Here is a 16,043-nt window from a genome sequence, read left to right as displayed (position 1 = left end):
CCTGCGGATGCAACCGCGCTTGCGGCTTGCGGGTTCAGCCACATTAAGGTTATCGCGGCTTGGGCCGCCCTTCGGGAAGCGGGGCCGTGGACCTGCCCGCGCCCGCGGGCGATACTAACCCTTTCTTAAGGCTGCCATTCCCGGCAGCCTGGCCTTGGTTGCGGATACGCGGGACGTAAAGCCGGTCGGATGACGAGTTCGGATTTCCAGTTGCGAGGCGTCGGCGATCCCCGGCTCGCCGTGCACGCGACCTCGCCACTGCCGAGCTGGCTCTGGTCGACCGACGGTGCCCGCGTGCTGTGGGCCAATCCGGTCGGCGCAAAATTCTTCGGCGCGCCCCATGCCGCCGCGCTGGCGGGCAAGACCTTTGGCCCGGCCGACAGCCATCGCCGCCAGGTCGCGCGGCTGGCGCGGCGGCTGCCGGCGACCGGCGCGGTCAGGCTCGAACGGCTGCAAGGTTTTGGCGCCCGGCTCGGCACGCTGATGACCTGCGCCTGCGCGCGGCTCGATTTTGCCGATGGGAGTTCTGGCGTGCTGGTCACCGCGATGGACGCCGCAGCGCGCAGCATGCCGCTGGTCGAACGGCTGCACCGGCTCGTCGCGGGCGCGAAGGTGCCGATGGCGGCGTTCGCGCCTGACGGCCTATTCGCCGGCGCCAGCGAAGCTGCCCGTCCCCTGCTCGGCTGCCACGATCTGACTGATCGGGGCCTCGACCAGGCGCGCAGCGATGCGTTGAAATACGGGCGCGCCGAGGCGCCGACCGCTGACGGCCGGATGGTGCTGCAACGGGTCGGCACGGGCGCCGATGTCGCCCTGATCGCGTTGATCGAACCGGCCGCGCAGCAGGCCGCGCCCGCGGCATCCGCGGACGCCGCACGGGAAGCGCCGGTTGAAGCTGCGCAGCACGCTGCCGCGACGCCCAGCGCCCCGCCGTCGCAGGATGCGCCGGCCGGCATCGACCTGTTCGATGCCTTTGCCGCGCCGGTCGAACCGCTTGAGCCGGACGAGACGATCGAGAGCACGCCCGAGCCGCCCGCGAGCGCAGCCGAGATCCTATCGATCCAGGACGCCGTCAAGGCGGCGGCTGAGGCGCCCACCCAGGAAACGGCCGTCGAGCCGATCGACGCTGCGGCCAAAACTCCGGTTGAAAACATCCCCGCAGCCATTGTGCCGCCCCAAGCCGGGCCGATCAATCCAGGCATGGACGAGCCGCCGTCAGCAGCGCCACCGCGCCAGCATCCGCTGCGCTTCCTGTGGCAGATGGATGCGGACGGCCGCTTTGTGCTCGGCTCGGACGAGTTCATCCGCCTGATCGGCGCGCGCACCGCCGCCGGCTTCGGCCGGCCCTGGCGCGAGATCGCCGAGGAATTTGCGCTCGATCCGGAGGGGCGCGTCGCAGCGGCGCTGGCGAGCCAGGACACCTGGGCCGGCATCACCGTGAACTGGCCGGCCGATGGCGAGCACATTCCGGTCGAGCTCGCCGGCCTGCCGGTCTACGATTGCGAGCGCAAGTTTGCGGGCTTCCGGGGCTTTGGCGTCTGCCGCGATCTCGACGGTCTCAACCGACTCGAGGCGCTGCGCCGCTATGAGCTGCTGGTCGGTCCGCCGGCGCGGCATGAGCCCGAAACTGCGGAGCCAGAACCCGAGGCCGAGGCGCCGCCTTCACCGATCGAGCCGCCGGCACCCGAGCCTGAACCCACACCCGAGCCTGTCGCCGAACTGCCCGACTCCACCAACGACGCGAATTCACACCCAACCGATCCGGAAACGTCAGTGGAAACGCCCTCGGAAACCCCTCCCAACGTCGTGCCGTTCCGCCCGCACGGCGATTCGAGATCGCCGACGCTGACGCCGGTCGAGAACAGCGCATTCAACGAGCTCGCCCGGCAATTGTCCGAGCGGCTCGAACGGGAGCGCGAGAGCATCGCGGCCGTCGCCGAGCCGATGCCTGGAGAGATCACAGCGCCGACGGCCGAGCCCGAGGCGCCGCACGCGCCGGCGCAATGGCTGACCGCGCCGGCGCCGCCCGCGCAAGGCCGCAGCATGCGCGACCGGGCGCTGCTCGACCTCGTGCCGACAGGCATTCTGATCTACCGCCTCGACCGCCTGCTCTACGCCAATCCCGCCTTCCTCGCGCGCATGGGCTATTCCAGCATCAACGCGCTGGAGGATGCCGGCGGGCTCGATGCGCTCTATGTCGAGCCGGGCGTATCGTCGGCCAGCAGCACCTCGCAAGGAGGCACGCCGGTGACGATCAGCGCCACGCTTCCCAACGGCGAAGCGCCGCTTGCGACCACCGAAGCGCATCTGCACACCATCGACTGGGACGGCGACAGCGCGCATGCGCTGATCTGCGCGCTGCCGCAGGCGGCCGTCGCGCCGCCCGTTATCGCCGAGCCGATCGCAATGGTCCCGATCGAGCCGGAGCTCGAGGCGGGCGATGCCGATGCCGAAGATCTCGCCGCGATCCTCGACACCACGGCCGAGGGCATCGTCATGTTCGATGCCGAAGGCAACATCCACGCCTGCAACCGCAGCGCCGAGGCGCTGTTCGGCTATGACGGTCAGGCGCTGCTCGAGCAGACTCTGCTGACGCTGTTCGCGCCCGAGAGCCGGCAGATCGTCGTCGACTATCTCGAAAGCCTCAAGAGCCAGGACATTGCCAGCCTGCTCGACCACGGCCGCGAGGTGCTGGGCCGCGAGAGGAAGGGCGGCGTGATTCCGCTCGCCATGATCATGGGCCGCACGCGGCCCGACGGGCCGAACTTCTTCGCCGTGTTCCGCGACCTCTCGCACGCCAAGAAGGACGAGAGCGAGCTGACCCAGGCGCGCCGCCTCGTCGACGGCGCGGCCAATGCCAAGGCCGACATGCTGGCGCGGATCAGCCACGAGATCCGCACGCCGCTCAACGCCATCATCGGCTTTGCCGAGGTGATGATCTCGGAGCGCTTCGGCACGCTCGGCAACGAGCGCTACGGCGAGTACATGAAGGACATCCGCGCCTCCGGCGAGCGCGTCATCGCCATCATCGACGATCTCCTGGAGCTGTCGCGGATCGAGACCGGCAAGCTCGATCTCAATTTCGCCGATCTCAACCTCAACGAGCTGGTCGAGGCCTGCGTCACGGTGATGCAGCCGCAAGCCAATCGCGAGCGCATCATCATCCGCACCTCGCTGGGCCATGCGCTGCCGCAGGTCACGGCCGACGCGCGCGCGATGCGGCAGATCACCATGAACCTGATCTCGAACTCGATCCGGCTGGCGAGCGCCGGCGGGCAGGTGATCGTCTCCACCGCGATGACCGATGGCGGCGAGATCGCGCTGCGCATCCGCGACACTGGCCATGGCCTCAGCGAGCGCGAGCTCGCCGCCGCGATGGAGCCGTTCCGCACCCCGCCGCCCGGGGATGCCGCAGACAATGCGGCGCTGAGCCTGTCATTGACCAAAGCGCTGGTCGAAGCCAACCGCGCCCGCTTCAACATCAAGAGCGCCGGCAGCTCCGGCACGCTGATCGAAGTGGTGTTCGCGCCGGTGGTGGCGCGGGCGTAAGAGTTTCTTTTAACCTCTCCCCGCTCTTCTGCGGGGAGAGGTCGGATCGCCCCCGGCGATGCGCAGCATCGTCCGGCGCGATCCGGGTGAGGGGCTGGGCACTGTATTCGCCCAGATGAAGTCCATCCGACTCCTCGGACACTCTACTCCCATTCAAACCTCGCCCGCGGAGACAGCCCCTCACCCCACCCTCTCCCCGTAAGAACGGGGCGAGGGAGCTACACAGCGGCGCGTCCCTTACGGTGTTGCCGTCAAAGCTCAAACAAAAGGGCACGGCTTGCGCCGTGCCCTTCGCATTCCGGTCGCTTGATCTCAGCTGTAGATCTCGAACAGCCCCGCGCCGCCCTGGCCGCCGCCGATGCACATGGTCACGACGCCCCATTTCGCCTTGCGGCGCGCGCCTTCCTGGAGCAGATGGCCGGTGAGGCGGGCGCCGGTCATGCCGAAGGGATGGCCGATGGCGATCGAGCCGCCGTTGACGTTGTACTTGGCGGGATCGATCTCGAGCTTGTCGCGGCAATACAGGCATTGGCTGGCGAAGGCCTCGTTGAGTTCCCACAGATCGATGTCGTCGATCTTGAGGCCGGTGCGCTTCAAGAGCTTCGGGATCGCGAACACCGGACCGATGCCCATCTCGTCGGGCTCGCAGCCGGCGGTGGCCCAGGCGACGAAGCGCCCCATCGGCTTGAGGCCGCGCTTCTCGGCGTCCTTGGCTTCCATCAGCACCACGGCGGCGGCGCCGTCGGAGAGCTGGCTGGCATTGCCGGCGGTGACGTACTTGCCGGGGCCCTTCACCGGCTCGAGCTTTGCAAGACCTTCCATCGTGGTGTCGGGGCGATTGCATTCGTCGCGGTCGACGACGTAGTCGACGATGCTCTCGGCCTTGGTCTGCTTGTCGACCAGCTTCATCTTGGTCTTCATCGGGACGATCTCGTCCTTGAACTTGCCCGCCTGCTGCGCCGAGGCCATGCGGCGCTGCGATTCCAGCGAGAACTCGTCCTGATATACGCGACTGAGCTTGTAGCGCTCGGCGACGATGTCGGCGGTGTCGATCATCGCCATGAAGATGTCGGGGGCGACCTTGAGCAGCTCAGGATCGACCGATTCCTTCGGCGTGCCGCCGCCGGGGATCGAGATGCTCTCGACGCCGCCGGCGACGATGCAGTCGGCGCCGTCGGAGCGGATCGAGTTGGCGGCCATCGCGATGGTTTGCAGGCCCGAGGAGCAGAAGCGGTTCACCGAAACGCCGGCGGTGGTCTTCGGCAGGCCGGCGAGCAGCGCGGCCTGGCGCCCGATGTTCGGCGCGCCATGGGCGCAATTGCCGAGATAGCAATCCTCGACATAGTCCTTCTCGACGCCGGCGCGGCTCACCGCGTGCTGGATGGCGTGCGCCGCGAGCGACATCGGCGGCGTGATGTTGAACCCGCCGCGGCCGGATTTGGCGAGGCCCGTGCGTGCATAGGAAACGATGACGGCTTCACGCATTGTTTTCTCCCTTGTCGAACGATTTTGAACGGAGCGCTGGTGCGAGGCGTTCTCGCCGCCATTGGTACACAAAGTGGCGGGTGCGGGGAAAATAAAAACGCCGCCCTCGCGAGAAGGCGGCGTTGTTCCGCGGGTCGGAATATGTCGGCGGATCAGAACGTCAGCGCCTTGACCTGCTTGACCTGCGGCAGGGCCTGGATCTTGGCGAGCACGTCCGCCGGCACCGCGCCATCGACCTCGACAAGCGCGATGGCGTCGCCGCCCTGCTCGACGCGGCCGAGATGGAAGGTGGCGATGTTGATCTTGGCGTCGCCCAAAAGGCCGGCGAAATGGCCGATGAAGCCCGGCTTGTCCTCATTGGTGACGTAGATCATCGACTTGCCGAACTCGGCGTCGACCCGGATGCCCTTGATGTCGACGAGACGCGGCTTGCCGTCGTGATAGACGGTGCCGGAGACCGAGCGCTCCTGGCGTTCAGTTGCGACGGTGACGGTGATCAGGCTCTCATAATCGCTCTGCGCGGCGCGGACGATCTCGTCCACCACCATGCCGCGCTCCTTGGCGACGACGGGCGCGGACACCACGTTGACCTCGCCCAGCATCGGCCGCAGCAGGCCCGACAGCACCGCCGAGGTGATCGCCTTGATCTTCATCTCGGCGACGTGGCCCTCATAGGTGATCTCGACCTTGAGGATGCCGCTCTCGGTGAGCTGGCCGGCGAACGAGCCGAGCTTCTCGGCGAGCGCGATGAAGGGCTTCAGCTTCGGCGCTTCTTCGGCGGTGATCGACGGAAAGTTGACCGCGTTGGAGATCGCGCCGGTGAGGAGATAGTCGGACATCTGCTCGGCGACCTGGAGCGCGACGTTCTCCTGCGCTTCCGTTGTGGAGGCGCCGAGATGCGGCGTGCAGATCACGTTGGGATGGCCGAACAGGACGTTCTTGGTCGCGGGCTCCTCGACGAAGACGTCGAAGGCGGCGCCGGCGACGTGCTTGGAATTGAGCGCATCGACCACCGCCTGCTCGTCGACGAGACCGCCGCGGGCGCAGTTGATCAGGCGCACGCCCTTCTTCATCTTGGCGATCGCGGATGCGTCGATGATGTTCCTGGTCTTCTCGGTCAGCGGCGTATGCAGCGTGATGAAGTCGGCGCGCTTGAGGAGCTCGTCGAGCTCGACCTTCTCGACGCCGATGTCCTTGGCGCGCTCCGGCGAGAGGAACGGATCGAACGCGATCACCTTCATGCGCAGGCCGAGCGCGCGGTCGGCGACGATCGAGCCGATATTGCCGCAGCCGACGATCCCGAGCACCTTGCCGGTGATCTCGACGCCCATGAAGCGGTTCTTCTCCCACTTGCCGGCCTGCGTGGACGCATCGGCCTGCGGGATCTCGCGCGCCAGCGCCAGCATCAGGGTAATCGCGTGCTCGGCGGTCGTGATCGAATTGCCGAACGGCGTGTTCATCACGATGATGCCCTTGGCCGTCGCCGCGGGGATCTCGACATTGTCGACGCCGATGCCGGCGCGGCCGATCACCTTGAGGTTGGTGGCCCTGTCGAGGATTTTTGCGGTCGCCTTGGTCGCGGAGCGGATCGCAAGGCCGTCGTAATTGCCGATGATCTCGGCGAGCTTGTCCTTGTCCTTGCCGAGATTGGGCTGGAAGTCGACCTCGATGCCGCGGTCTTTGAAGATCTGGACGGCGGCGGGAGACAGAGCGTCGGAGATGAGAACTTTGGGTTTGGTCATGGGATTTGTCCTTCACACCCTCCCCTGGAGGGGGAGGGTCGGCGCGAAGCGCCGGGGTGGGGTGAAGCTGCAAAGAGAAAATCGCCGGTGCGCCGTGTGGAGAGATCACCCCACCCCGCCGCACCTGACGGTGCGTCGACCCTCCCCCTCCAGGGGAGGGTAAGAACTCACGCTGCCTTGGGGAGCGCGGCCTTGGTCTCGGCAAAGGCCCAGTCGATCCACTGCGTCAGCAGCTCGACGTCCTTCGCCTCGACGGTCGCGCCGCACCAGATGCGCAGGCCCGCCGGCGCGTCGCGGTAGTACGCGAAGTCGTAACCGGCGCCTTCCTTCTCGACCAGCGCCACCAGCTTCTTCGAGAACTCCGCCTGCGCGTCGTCCGAGAGCGAGGTGATCGCGGGATCGGTGAACTTCAGGCACACCGAGGTGTTGGAGCGGATCGATGGGTCCTTGGCCAGGAAGTCGATCCACGGCGTCTTCGCCTGCCAGTCGGCCAGCACCTTGGTGTTGGCGTCGGCGCGCGCGATCAGCGCCTTGAGGCCGCCGATCGACTTGGCCCAATTCAGCGCATCGAGATAATCCTCGACACACAGCATCGACGGCGTGTTGATGGTCTCACCGACGAAAATGCCTTCGTTGATCTTGCCGCCCTTGGTCATGCGGAAGATCTTCGGCAGCGGCCAGGCTGGCTTGTAGGTCTCGAGCCGCTCCACTGCGCGCGGCGAGAGGATCAGCATGCCGTGTGCGGCTTCGCCGCCGAGCGCCTTCTGCCAGGAAAAGGTGACGACGTCGAGCTTGGCCCAGTCCAGCGGCTGAGCAAACGCGGCAGACGTTGCGTCGCAGATGGTCAGACCTTCGCGGTCCGCCTTGATCCAGTCGGCGTTCGGCACGCGCACGCCCGAGGTGGTGCCGTTCCAGGTGAAGACGACGTCGCTGTTGGGATCGACCTTGGAGAGGTCGGGGATCTCACCATAGCCTGCGTTGAGCTTGGTGACATCCTTGAGCTTCAATTCCTTGACGATGTCGCTGACCCAGCCTTCGCCGAAGGATTCCCAGGCGAGCGTGGTGACCGGCCGCGCACCGAGCAGCGACCACAGCGCCATCTCGACCGCGCCGGTATCGGACGCCGGCACGATGCCGATGCGATAGTCGGCGGGCACTTCAAGCACTTCGCGCGTCAGATCGATCGCGAGCTTGAGCTTGGCCTTGCCGACCTTCGCGCGATGCGAACGGCCGAGCGCTGCGTCCTTGAGATTTTGGGCGTTCCAGCCGGGCCGCTTGGCGCAGGGGCCGGAGGAGAAATGCGGCACGGTCGGCCGCGAAGCGGGCTTCGCTACAGTCATGATCTACCCTTCCAGATAGTAAGCCTCCCGTTGGGGGGAGGTGTCCCGCCGCGGCTGATACGGGAATCGGGAAGACCAGTCAAGAAAGTTTCAGCGTCTCACGCCGGAGTGAAGGCGCTTCCGGCGCGATTTCCGGGGATTCGACAGCCGCGAGCGCGTTCAGCAAGTCCGTGGCCTCGCTGATCAATTGCGCGGCCCGACGGCGGCTGCCGACTTTCAAAATGCATTTGTCATGGGCCAGCACAACGTAGTCGTTGCCGACCTTGATCATCGAATAGCTTGTCATCGAAATCCCCGAACCGACCGAGCTCGGTGTCTGAAGCTCCCGTAGCACCCTTCGTTCCTAGCGCCACGTGAACGACGAACGGGTAGTTTATCAGCTGTTAAGATGAACGAATGCGCGAGCCGATTGTGCAGCTTGCGCAACGTTCGCGACCAGAGCCCCATTCCGATACAATCGGAATGGGGCGCTGGATTTTTGTACTGACGCGCTTTCTTTACGCGAACCGGTATCCACTTCGCTCGAAAACGCTCCTGCTGCGTCAAAAGCGGACAGTCATTCCGACATGGCTCGCGGCAAATCCGAGCCGCTTGTAGAACCGCTGCGCATCGACGCGGCTCGAATGCGTCAGCAATTCGACCAGATTGCAGCCGCGCGCCTTTGCCTCCGCGATCGCCCATTGCACCAATTGCTCGCCGATGCCGCGGCTGCGGCAATCAGTGGCGACGCGGACGTCTTCGAGCAGACCGCGCACGCCGCCCTGCGAGCTGATGCCTGCGAGCACAGCGAGTTGCAGGCAACCAACCACCCTGCCCTCGCTCTCGGCGACCACGAGCGTCAGGTTCGGATCGCGATCGACCCGCTCGAATGCTGCGTAATAGGCCGCCGGCAGCGGAGTCTCGAGTCGCTCGCGGGCGCGCCCGAGATGATCGTCGGCGAGCATTGCGACGATCGCGGCGACGTCCTCGCGGCGCGCGGGACGGATGGAAACGGACGTGTCGGTCATGTCGGAAATCCCAGCCTCAGCGCACAGGCCGAAGGCCGAGAAAGGCCTCCGCTTCGCCGATCCAGCGGCGAACCGCCGCATAACGGCCGAGATCGAAGCCGCCTTCATGCGCGAGGCGGGTATAAGCGAGCAGCGCAATATCGGCGAGCGAAACCTCTTCGCCGGCGAAGAAGCGGCTTGCGGCAAGATGCTGTTCCATGCGGTCGAGCGCCGCATAGCCGCGCTTGATCTTGTCAGGATCGAGTTCGGAGGCGTCCTTGCCGAGATAGATCATGAGGAAGCGGCACACCGCGATGTAAGGCTCGTGGCTGTACTGCTCCCAGAACAGCCACTCGTCCATCTTCGCCGCCGTGAACGCATCGCGCGGGATCAGCGCGCTGTCGCGGGCGAGATAGCGGATGATGGCATTGGATTGCGCCAGCGTGCGGCCGTCGTCGAAGGCGACGGTCGGCACCTGACCGGCGCCGTTCATCTTCAGGAATTGCGGCGTGCGCGACTCGCCCTTGCGCGTGTCGGTCTCGACCCAGCGGTAAGGCAGCGCGAGCTTATCGCAGACCCACTTCACCTTCAGACAATTGCCCGAATTGGTGTCGCCGTAGATCTGCATCGTGGTCGCCCCGCGTTGGAGCGACAGAGCATCAGGACGGAGGAAACCTGTCAACCAGCTGCCAAGGCGGGTCTAGAACTTGTAGCCGGCGCCCAGGCGAAAATTGTTCAAGTTGACCGAGATATCCTTGGCGTTCGAGAAACCGACATGTTCCCATTCGCCGCGCAGGATCACACAGTCGAGCAACGCGTATTCGATTCCGATGCCCCCCGTCCATCCGTAGATGAAGCTGTTCGCGCGCCGCTCCGATTGTGACATCGTACCGGCGCCGGCGACCGAGCGAGTGGTGACGCCAGTGATCGGGTCGGTAAAGTCGTCGTATTTCACGTATGATACGGTCGCAAACCTCGACACGTCGGCACGTCCGACCGCAAGGCCGCCAAACGCATAAGGCATGAAGTCGCCACCGGACCATCCAACACGACCTCTGAAGGTCGCGTAGTCCTTGAGCTGCAACGCGGCGCCGCCGCCGAGCGTCGTATTGTAGGTATAGAGGTGATTCGTGGGAGCTGTTTCGCCGGGGACCAATCTCGTCATGGAGTCGCTTGCGCTGCTCGCGAGATTGTTCATGTAGCTGTAGTTGGCCTCGACGCCCATCACGGCATCATAGTACTGCCAATTCCGGCCAACATAGGCGCCAAATCCAGTCGCCTGGACGTGATTTTTCGGCAGCAGCGACCATCCCCCAACCGGGGCTTGCAGGACGCTATCGCGAAGCATGAAATCGGTCATCGATTTCGGGGCATGACTGAAATTGATCTCAGAAGTGGCAAAGCCGAACTGGCCGCCGACATAAAAGCCGTCCCAGTTATGAGATGACTTCGACAGGCCATCGTCGAAGCTGCCGCGAAGGATCGGCAGATCCGGCATGTCGGCCGCATGCGCGGCAGACGCCGTCCCCAACATCGCCGCCGCCAACAAAAGCCCACGCATCGCAACGCTCCAAATCGAACTCGAACTTTTCGCCATGATCATGGCTCGTTAACCTTAACCAATGGTTGCGCCGGAGCCTTTCGTCGCCGCGGAGCAATGAAAAAATCGCAAAAGCAAAACGGCGCGGGATTATCCCGCGCCGTTAAGAGAGTTTAACCGGTGAGCTTAAGAATCAGCCCTTGGTGACGAGCGGCGGCGGCATGTAGGCCGGCGGGCTGTTGAGATCCCAGCGCACGCCGAGCTTGACGTCGTGCGAGGTGATGTCCTTGACCTTGATCGTCGAGGCGCCGGAGATACTGCCGTCGAACGCGCGGAAGTTGCCGGGCGCAGCGTCGCCGAGATCCATGTAGCTGTAGGCCAGTTCGACGGTGAAGCCGGGATTGACCTTGTAGGCGAGACCGGCGTGAGCGGCCCAGGCGAGGTTCCATTTTCCGTTGTCGCCGAAATAAGTGACGCTGTTGGACAGCGCACCGGCGGTGTAGCGGACGCCGTTGTCCTGGAAGCTCGAGAGCTTGTTGTAGGAGCCGCCGATACCGGCGCCGATGAACGGCGTGATGCACCACCAGGTGCCGAGATCGACATAGGCGTTGGCCATCACGACCCACTCGGACTTGCTGCCGGTGTAGGTATTGGCTTCGACGTCGGTAGGGCCGAGAACGACGCTGTCCGACCCGTGCAGATTGGCCTTGCCGCGATACTGGCCGATCACGTCGGCGCGGAACCAGTTGTTGAAGCGATAGCCGACGCCGAGATCGAACAAGGGCGAGGAATCGAAGCCGAGCCCATTCGTGGTGGTCGGGAACGCAGCCGCGGTCGCACTCTCGATGCGCTTGGCGCTCTGGTTCGTCATGCCGACGTCACCGCGCAGATACCAGCCACCGAAATCGGCGGGCGGGGCGGGCGGCGCGTACATCGGAGGCGGAGCCGCGATCGGCATGTCGGCGGCGAACGCCATCGACGAGATCAGTGATGCCGCGCCTGCGGCAAGGAGAGACTTAACGCTACGCATTGGCTTCGTCCTTATGGCCGGTGAGGCAAAATGCAGATGCCCCACGTTCTGGAAACTCACGGGAGGACGATGGCACCAAATGCTTAAGCGCCACTTAACCCTAATTTTTAAGGTTGATTTTTTCTGAGCGCACACGCGGCTGCGGCGCAAGCGTTGCAAAATTGCGGCAGCCCGCGCGCCGCAATTGCTAACGAAGTGTGAAGGCATAGCGCCGCAAGAGAGGATGCGTTAACGCGCGCGCTGCGGAAGCTTCGGCAGGAATGCGCATATGGCGTGTTGGAGAACCTGAGCGCGCGCCTCGTCCTTCGAGACGACCGCTCCGCGGTCTCCTCAGGATGAGGCTAAGCGGCAGCTTTGCCGGCTGAAACTGCTGCCGCGCACTCCGCCCTCATCCTCAGGGCCCGTCAAAGGCGGGCGTCTCGAAGGATGGACGCGGGGAGGCCGCTTCCAAGCGCGATTGCCCCGCGCTCCAGAGGAGGGTGACGAAGAAAGCTCAGGCCGCCGCCTGCCCCAGCGCCGACACGATGGTGTCGACGACGTCCTCGACCAGGATGCGGTCCTCGCCTTCGCCCATGACGCGGATCACGGGCTCGGTGCCGGAGGAGCGGATCAGGAGGCGGCCATGGCCGTTGAGGCGCTTCTCGCCGTCGGAGATCGCCGACTTGACGTCGGAATCGTCGAGCGGCTTGCCGCCTTTGTGGCGGACGTTCTTGAGGATCTGCGGCAGCGGATCGAAACGGTGGCAGACCTCGGAGACAGGGCGGCGCAGCTTCTGCACCACGGCGAGCACCTGGAGCGCAGCCACGAAGCCATCGCCGGTGGTGGCGTAGTCGGACAGGATGATGTGGCCGGACTGCTCGCCGCCGAGATTGTAGCCGCCGCTCAGCATCTGCTCGAGCACATAGCGGTCGCCCACCGGGGTGCGCACGAGATCGAGGCCCTGCCCCTTCAGGAAGCGCTCGAGACCGAGATTGGACATCACGGTGGCGACGATGCCGGGCCGCGACAGCCGGCCGTCTTCCTTCCAGCTCTGCGCGATCACCGCGAGCAGCTGGTCGCCGTCGACGACATGGCCGCGCTCGTCGACCAGGATGACGCGGTCGGCGTCGCCATCGAGCGCAATGCCGATATCGGCGCGCATCTCGCGCACCTTCTTCGACAGCGCTTCCGGCGAGGTCGAGCCGCAATCCTTGTTGATGTTGAAACCATCAGGCTCGACGCCGATCGGCACTACGTCGGCGCCCAATTCCCACAGCGCTTCCGGCACCACCTTGTAGGCGGCGCCGTTGGCGCAGTCGATCACGACGCGCAGGCCCTCGAGCGACAGGTCGCGCGGCAGCGTGCGCTTGGCGAATTCGATGTAGCGGTCATGCACGCCGTCGATGCGGCGGGCGCGGCCGAGGCTGGCGCTCTGTGCCAGGCGCTTGTCGATGGGTTCGTCGAGCAGCTGCTCGATCTGCTTCTCGACGTCATCGGAGAGCTTGAAGCCCTGCGGGCCAAACAGCTTGATGCCGTTGTCCTCGAACAGATTGTGCGAGGCCGAGATCATCACGCCGAGATCGGCGCGCATCGACTTGGTCAGCATTGCCACCGCCGGCGTCGGCATCGGGCCGACCAGCAGCACGTCCATACCGACCGAGGTGAAGCCCGCGACCATCGCGTATTCGATCATGTAGCCGGACAGGCGCGTGTCCTTGCCGATCACCACGCGATGGCGGTGGTCGCCACGCTGAAATGCAAGGCCTGCGGCCTGGCCGACCTTGAGCGCGAGCTCCGGCGTGATCAGTCCGTTGGCGCGGCCCCGGATCCCGTCCGTCCCGAAATATTTGCGGCTCATATCGTCCCCCAGCGCAACAACCAGGGAGTCCCTCTACAACCGCGGGCTGCCCGGAGGGGACCCGCATCCCTGATTTGCCGAGGTGTTATAAAGCCAACGCGGCTATCTTGGCTTCAAAAAATATGATGAATCATTACGGAACCGGGGTGCCCCTTGCTCCAGTAACCCGCTGTTAACATTATATTTCCCCTGCACCTGGGGAAAATGGCGGGAACCGGCCTAGTCCGAACGTTTGACATGGCCATCGCCCCGGCTCGGCGCCGGTTGGGTGACGTTGACGGGATCGGAGGCCGGGAAGGTCTCCTCCAGGCCCTCTTCCAGCGCCTCCTCGAGGTCGCGCTTCTCCTTGATCTCTTTGATCTCTTCCGGCGTCGGTTCGCTGCGTGGCCCGGGTCCTGTACGCGGCTTGGTCATGGCGCCCTTTCGCAAACGATTTGGCTGTGCATCCAACCATGCTAGATGACCCCTAAACCTTCCGATGCAAGCCTTCCAATTCAAGCCTTCCAATTCAAAGCTTCCGAGACAAGACGGGCCGGGGAAACCTTCATGAAGCACATCACCTGTATCGACGATCTTCGCGCGCTGCATCGGCGCCGCGTGCCGAAGGCATTCTTCGACTATTGCGACCGCGGCTCCTATGCCGAGGAAACACTGCGCGCCAACCGCGAGGACATGCAGGCGATCAAGTTCCGCCAGCGCATCCTGGTCGACGTCTCCAGGCGCGACACCGCGACCACGATCCTCGGCGAGCCCTCGACCATGCCGCTGATCCTCGCGCCGGTCGGCCTGCTCGGCATGCAGCATGGCGACGGCGAGATCCACGCCTGCCGCGCCGCGCAGGCCGCCGGCATTCCGTTCACGCAATCGACGATGTCGATCTGCTCGATCGAGGACATCGCCGCCAGTGTCGAGAAGCCGTTCTGGTTCCAGCTCTACGTGATGAAGGACCGCGGCTTCATCAAGGAGCTGATCCAGCGCGCGATGGCCGCGAAATGCAGCGCGCTCGTGCTCACCGTCGACCTGCAGGTGATCGGCCAGCGCCACGCCGACATCAAGAACGGCATGACGGTGCCCCCCGAATGGTCGCTGTCGAAGCTGCTGGATTTCGCCAGCAAGCCGGCCTGGGTCTCCGGCGTGCTGCAAGGCAAGCGCCGCACCTTCGGCAACATCGCAGGCCACGTGAAGAACACCGAAGATCTCAACCGCCTCGCCGAATGGACCGCCTCGCAGTTCGACACCTCGTTGAATTGGAAGGACGTCGAATGGGTCCGCAGCCTCTGGCCGGGCAAGCTCATCATCAAGGGCATTCTCGACGTCGAGGACGCCGAGGAAGCCGCCAAGACCGGCGCGCAGGCGCTGGTGGTGTCGAACCATGGCGGCCGTCAGCTTGACGGCGCGCCGTCCTCGATCGAGGTGCTGCCGGAGATCGCCGATGCGGTCGGTGAGAAGATGGAGATCATGTTCGACGGCGGCATCCGCTCCGGCCAGGACGTGATGCGCGCGCTCGCGCTTGGCGCAAAGTCCTGCATGATCGGCCGCGCTTATGCTTACGGCCTGGGGGCCGGCGGCCAGGCCGGCGTCGCCAAGGCGATCGACATCATCCAGAAGGAACTGCTGACCACGATGGGCCTGTGCGGCGTCAACCGGATCGACGAGATCGACGATCACGTGATTGCGGTGTGAGCTGCTTTCTAACCTCTCCCCGCTCTTCTGCGGGGAGAGGTCGGCGCGAAGCGCCGGGTGAGGGGCAAGGCACGCCTGTAGCAAACATGGAAGTCCATCCGACCTCCGTTATGCCATACACCTCAAGCCGAACGCGTGGAGAGAGCCCCTCACCCCACCCTCCCCCGTAAGAACGGGGCGAGGGAGTGAGGGGGCGGTGCGTCTCTCACAGTCTCACATCGGCGGGGTCAGGCCATCACGGCCGACACTGACGCGGTTGGTCTCGAACGAGCCGTCCGGCCGCTGCTTCATGAAAGCGATCACCTTGGCGCCGGGCTTGAGGTCGGACTTCTCGCCGGGCACGTAAGTGACGACCGGCGTCGTGTCCGGGACGAACACCTTCTTCTCACCATCCTTGTATTTGACCAGCAGCGTGTGCCCGTCATTGCCGACCACGCTCTCGGACACGGTCGCGTTGGTCATGGTGGAATTGGGTTTCAGGTCCCAGGGCCGCGAGCCCTCGCCGGTGCCGCGCATGCTCTCCGGAAACACGTGGACCTCGACGGCGTTCTGACCGCCGTCCGGGCCCGGCACGGTGGTCGCGCCGATGAACGAACCCGCCTTGATGTCGGCAAGCGAAATCTTCGTGATGCCGGACACGCGCAGATCGGGCGCGATGTGCAGCTTGACGTCCTCGCCGCTGCGCGACTTGACCTGCATGGTGTCGCCGTCGACGCTCTCGATCGTGCCGCGCACGCGCGTCGGCACCGGCGCCTTTTGCGCGGCGGCATAGAGCGTGGACGCGGCCACCATCGCGACGGCGATGAGCGGACGCGTGAAAGTTGAACGTTGAACGGTCATGACGGTCTCCG

Annotated in this window: 13 protein-coding genes; 2 read left to right on the top strand and 11 right to left on the bottom strand. The window is 65.1% G+C overall.

What is annotated here, in order from left to right; all coding sequences use genetic code 11:
- The first annotated feature begins 189 nt into the window (after positions 1 to 189).
- Positions 190 to 3,549: a PAS domain S-box protein gene (locus JJB99_RS07085; protein WP_200498097.1), complete on the top strand. Its 3,360-nt coding sequence runs from the start codon at positions 190 to 192 to the stop codon at positions 3,547 to 3,549.
- 312 nt (positions 3,550 to 3,861) lie between these two features.
- On the opposite strand, the gene JJB99_RS07080 is transcribed toward JJB99_RS07085, so the two are convergent.
- From JJB99_RS07080 to JJB99_RS07035, 10 genes are all read right to left on the bottom strand, one after another.
- Positions 3,862 to 5,034, bottom strand: a complete 1,173-nt coding sequence (locus JJB99_RS07080; protein WP_200498096.1) for a thiolase family protein — start codon at positions 5,032 to 5,034, stop codon at positions 3,862 to 3,864.
- Between the two features lie 152 nt (positions 5,035 to 5,186).
- Complete coding sequence (gene serA / locus JJB99_RS07075) at positions 5,187 to 6,776, bottom strand: phosphoglycerate dehydrogenase (RefSeq protein ID WP_200498095.1); 1,590 nt, start codon at positions 6,774 to 6,776, stop codon at positions 5,187 to 5,189.
- Between the two features lie 167 nt (positions 6,777 to 6,943).
- Complete coding sequence (locus JJB99_RS07070; protein ID WP_200498094.1) at positions 6,944 to 8,116, bottom strand: phosphoserine transaminase; 1,173 nt, start codon at positions 8,114 to 8,116, stop codon at positions 6,944 to 6,946.
- 79 nt (positions 8,117 to 8,195) lie between these two features.
- Entirely contained in the window at positions 8,196 to 8,402 is a 207-nt protein-coding gene (locus JJB99_RS07065; RefSeq protein ID WP_200498093.1) for a hypothetical protein, read from the bottom strand.
- Between the two features lie 256 nt (positions 8,403 to 8,658).
- Entirely contained in the window at positions 8,659 to 9,123 is a 465-nt protein-coding gene (locus tag JJB99_RS07060) for a GNAT family N-acetyltransferase (protein ID WP_200498092.1), read from the bottom strand.
- Positions 9,124 to 9,139: 16 nt separating this feature from the next.
- Positions 9,140 to 9,730 (bottom strand): glutathione S-transferase family protein, encoded by a 591-nt coding sequence (locus JJB99_RS07055; protein ID WP_200498091.1) that lies wholly within the window; start codon positions 9,728 to 9,730, stop codon positions 9,140 to 9,142.
- Positions 9,731 to 9,802: 72 nt separating this feature from the next.
- A complete protein-coding gene (locus JJB99_RS07050) occupies positions 9,803 to 10,705 on the bottom strand; it encodes an outer membrane protein (RefSeq protein WP_246775157.1) in 903 nt (300 codons plus the stop codon).
- Positions 10,706 to 10,835: 130 nt separating this feature from the next.
- On the bottom strand, positions 10,836 to 11,672 hold the full coding sequence (locus JJB99_RS07045; RefSeq protein ID WP_200498090.1) for an outer membrane protein: 837 nt from the start codon (positions 11,670 to 11,672) through the stop codon (positions 10,836 to 10,838).
- 493 nt (positions 11,673 to 12,165) lie between these two features.
- A complete protein-coding gene (gene glmM, locus JJB99_RS07040; RefSeq protein WP_200498089.1) occupies positions 12,166 to 13,509 on the bottom strand; it encodes a phosphoglucosamine mutase in 1,344 nt (447 codons plus the stop codon).
- Between the two features lie 219 nt (positions 13,510 to 13,728).
- Positions 13,729 to 13,923, bottom strand: a complete 195-nt coding sequence (locus tag JJB99_RS07035) for a hypothetical protein (protein WP_200498088.1) — start codon at positions 13,921 to 13,923, stop codon at positions 13,729 to 13,731.
- Positions 13,924 to 14,055: 132 nt separating this feature from the next.
- Here JJB99_RS07035 and JJB99_RS07030 point away from each other — a divergent pair, with 132 nt between their 5' ends.
- Positions 14,056 to 15,192 carry an alpha-hydroxy acid oxidase gene (locus tag JJB99_RS07030; RefSeq protein ID WP_200498087.1) on the top strand — a complete coding sequence of 379 codons (1,137 nt, stop codon included), beginning with the start codon at positions 14,056 to 14,058 and terminating at the stop codon, positions 15,190 to 15,192.
- 213 nt (positions 15,193 to 15,405) lie between these two features.
- Here the strand turns inward: JJB99_RS07030 and JJB99_RS07025 are convergent, their stop codons facing one another.
- Positions 15,406 to 16,032, bottom strand: a complete 627-nt coding sequence (locus JJB99_RS07025; RefSeq protein ID WP_200498086.1) for a hypothetical protein — start codon at positions 16,030 to 16,032, stop codon at positions 15,406 to 15,408.
- Between the last annotated feature and the right edge of the window lie 11 nt (positions 16,033 to 16,043).

The organism is Bradyrhizobium diazoefficiens (assembly GCF_016616235.1).
GTDB classification, from domain to species: Bacteria; Pseudomonadota; Alphaproteobacteria; order Rhizobiales; family Xanthobacteraceae; genus Bradyrhizobium; species Bradyrhizobium diazoefficiens_H.
This window is presented reverse-complemented; position numbering and strand designations above follow the sequence as displayed.

What these genes read in the sequence shown, in the direction of transcription:
- JJB99_RS07085 (WP_200498097.1), top strand. Translation starts at nt 190, where the DNA reads ATGACGAGTTCGGATTTCCAGTTGCGAGGCGTCGGCGATCCCCGGCTC.
- JJB99_RS07080 (WP_200498096.1), bottom strand. Translation starts at nt 5,034, where the DNA reads ATGCGTGAAGCCGTCATCGTTTCCTATGCACGCACGGGCCTCGCCAAA.
- serA (WP_200498095.1), bottom strand. Translation starts at nt 6,776, where the DNA reads ATGACCAAACCCAAAGTTCTCATCTCCGACGCTCTGTCTCCCGCCGCC.
- JJB99_RS07070 (WP_200498094.1), bottom strand. Translation starts at nt 8,116, where the DNA reads ATGACTGTAGCGAAGCCCGCTTCGCGGCCGACCGTGCCGCATTTCTCC.
- JJB99_RS07065 (WP_200498093.1), bottom strand. Translation starts at nt 8,402, where the DNA reads ATGACAAGCTATTCGATGATCAAGGTCGGCAACGACTACGTTGTGCTG.
- JJB99_RS07060 (WP_200498092.1), bottom strand. Translation starts at nt 9,123, where the DNA reads ATGACCGACACGTCCGTTTCCATCCGTCCCGCGCGCCGCGAGGACGTC.
- JJB99_RS07055 (WP_200498091.1), bottom strand. Translation starts at nt 9,730, where the DNA reads ATGCAGATCTACGGCGACACCAATTCGGGCAATTGTCTGAAGGTGAAG.
- JJB99_RS07050 (WP_246775157.1), bottom strand. Translation starts at nt 10,705, where the DNA reads ATGATCATGGCGAAAAGTTCGAGTTCGATTTGGAGCGTTGCGATGCGT.
- JJB99_RS07045 (WP_200498090.1), bottom strand. Translation starts at nt 11,672, where the DNA reads ATGCGTAGCGTTAAGTCTCTCCTTGCCGCAGGCGCGGCATCACTGATC.
- glmM (WP_200498089.1), bottom strand. Translation starts at nt 13,509, where the DNA reads ATGAGCCGCAAATATTTCGGGACGGACGGGATCCGGGGCCGCGCCAAC.
- JJB99_RS07035 (WP_200498088.1), bottom strand. Translation starts at nt 13,923, where the DNA reads ATGACCAAGCCGCGTACAGGACCCGGGCCACGCAGCGAACCGACGCCG.
- JJB99_RS07030 (WP_200498087.1), top strand. Translation starts at nt 14,056, where the DNA reads ATGAAGCACATCACCTGTATCGACGATCTTCGCGCGCTGCATCGGCGC.
- JJB99_RS07025 (WP_200498086.1), bottom strand. Translation starts at nt 16,032, where the DNA reads ATGACCGTTCAACGTTCAACTTTCACGCGTCCGCTCATCGCCGTCGCG.